General features: G+C 71.9%; 2 protein-coding genes. Both read right to left on the bottom strand.

Annotated features, from left to right (window positions below):
• The coding region (locus ABNT58_RS28625) for an EAL domain-containing protein (protein WP_348756746.1) at positions 1–1,922 on the bottom strand (1,922 nt) is incomplete at its 3' end.
• Positions 1,923–1,936: 14 nt separating this feature from the next.
• Positions 1,937–2,449: transglutaminase-like cysteine peptidase (locus ABNT58_RS28620; RefSeq protein ID WP_348756745.1), on the bottom strand; the 513-nt coding region annotated here is incomplete at its 5' end.

Genomic DNA, 2,449 nt, shown 5'->3' with positions numbered 1-2,449 from the left:
GCCGGCTGCTGGCTCGCCCAGGGCCCGGTGACCGCATCCACGCCGCAGGTCCACAGCGTGCGCACGTCGGCCTCGTCGGCCACGCCTTCGGCCTGCACCTGCATCGACATCGCATGCAGCAGCGTGACGGTGCTGCGCAGGAACTCCTGCGCCGCTTCGCTGCGGGCCACCTCGGCGCAGACCGAGGCATCGAGCTTCACGTAGTCCAGGCCCAGCTCGTACAGCCGCTCGATGCGGTGCAGCCGCTCGCCGGCATGTTCCAGGCCCACGCGCACGCCCAGCGGGCGCAGCATGCGGGCAAAGGCCTGCACCGCCTCGAAGTGGTCGATGGCCGCGGCCTCGGGCACCTCCAGCCACAGCGCATGGGCGGCGCGCGGCTGCTCTTCCAGCAGCTGGCGCAGATGGGCCACGAAGCCGCTGTCGGCCACCGAGGCCGGCGCGATGTTGACCGCGCGCGGCACCGCGTCGTCGGCGATCGCTTCCAGCGCCAGCGACACCGCCTCGGCATCGAACAGCGCGGTCAGCCGGTTGCGCATGGCCAGCGGCAGCCAGCGGGCGGCCGGCTCATGGGCGCCGCCCTCGCGCAGCTGCACCCGCAGCGGCGACTCCAGGTGCAGCCTGCGGCCTTCGGCGTCCAGCACCGGAAAGCCCACCAGCCGCAGCCGCAGGCGCTTGTCTTCCAGCGCAGCCAGCAGCTGCACCCGCCACGCCCGCTCGCCCTCGCCGACGCCCGAGGGGGCGGCGCTGCCGTCCAGCACCTCGGCGCTGTAGGGCTTGCCGGCCTCGGCCCGGGCCAGCGCCAGGTCGGCCTGCGCCATCAGCGCGCCGGCCGTGGCCTCGCGCGGCCATTCCACCGCGCCCACATAAGCGCGGATCACCGGGCTGAACGCCGGCAGGCTGCTGCGCAGCGCCGCGGCGATGGACGCGGCCGTCTCGGCAGCCAGGCCCGGCGCCGGCAGCGCCAGCGCAAAGTCGGAGCCATTGAGGCGGCCGGCCAGGCAGCCGTCCACCCGCTCGGGGTAGGTGTTGAGCACCTGGGCGATGGTCTCGATCACCAGGTCGGTGGTCTCGCGGCCCACCGCGCGGTTCAGGCCACTCACGTCGGCCAGCCGCACCAGCACCAGGCCGCCGCCATCGGCACCGTCTTCACGCTGCTGCAGCGCGGCCAACAGGCCCATGAAGTGGGCGCGGTGCGGCAGGCCGGTCAGCGGGTCGCAGTGCGCCTGGCGGCGCAGCGTCTCGGCCCGGGCGGCCTGCGCCTCGAACAGCGACTTCATGCGCACCACCATGCCGTTCATCGCGGCGGCCACGCGGCGCAGGTCGGGCATGGCGGGTTCGTCGACGATGACGTAGCGGCCTTCTTCCAGCGCCTGCGCCTGGCGCACCGTGGCTTCCAGCGGCGCACGGATGCGGCGCACCACCACCAGCGACAGCAGCGCGGCCAGCGCGCCCACGCCCAGCATCACCAGCGTGGCGCGCACGCCGCCGCGCCACAGCTCGTCGTAGGCATAGCTGTCGTGCGACACCACGGTGACGGTGCCCAGCGGCCGCCAGCCGTCGGACACCTGGGCCACGCCGGGCGCCGGCGCAATGGGCAGCAGCGAGACGAACCAGCCCGGCGCACGCAGCGGTGCGGCGGGCGAACGGTTGTCGATGCCGGGGCGGCCATCGGCCCGCGCCAGCGCGATGCTGCGGTAAAAGCCCGTGTCGGCCTGGGCATTGATGGCCAGCTGCATCAGCTCGTCATCGCCATGCTGCTGCGACAACACCAGCGCCAGCGACTGGGCGGTGTCGTTGTTCTTCATGGTCAGCTGCGTCTGCAGCACCGCGCGCGTGGACAGCAGGTTGACACTCACCGCGCCGCCGATCGCAAGCAGCAGCACGGCGGCCAGCAACAGCCAGAGTTGGCGTATCAACGACATGGATCTCGTTCCCTTCAAAAGCCCTCGGCCTTCGCCTTGGCCAGCACCTCACGCCAGCGAGACAGCCTCGCCAGCGGATCACCCGCCCGTTCCGCACCCACGCCCTGCCACAACCCTTCACCGTTGAAACTGAACACGGGCACCAGGTCGGTCCGACGAGAAGCCCCGCGCACATCCATCACCAGGTTGTCCAGGATCAGCGGCTCGGCGTCGGGCGTGGCGTACCAGGCCAGCACCATGTGCGCCTGGGGCGGCCCGCCGCCGCGCAACTGGGCCCGCACGTACACCAGCCGCAGGCGCGCCACCGGCGTGCCCGAAGCCACCAGGCTGAAGTACTTGGCAATGGCGAAATCCTCGCAATCGCCCTCCCCGCGCGACAGCGTCTCCAGCGGGCTGGCCCAATAGTCCACCTGGCCCCAGACGGCCAGATCATCCCTGAAGCGTATCCGCCGATTGAAGAAGTCGTTGATGAAACGAAGCCGGTCTTCCTCGGCCATCTCGGCGGCCTGGATCAGCGCCGGCTGCAG

The organism is uncultured Aquincola sp., from assembly GCF_964001545.1.
In the GTDB taxonomy this organism is placed as follows: domain Bacteria; phylum Pseudomonadota; class Gammaproteobacteria; order Burkholderiales; family Burkholderiaceae_C; genus Aquincola.
This window is presented reverse-complemented; position numbering and strand designations above follow the sequence as displayed.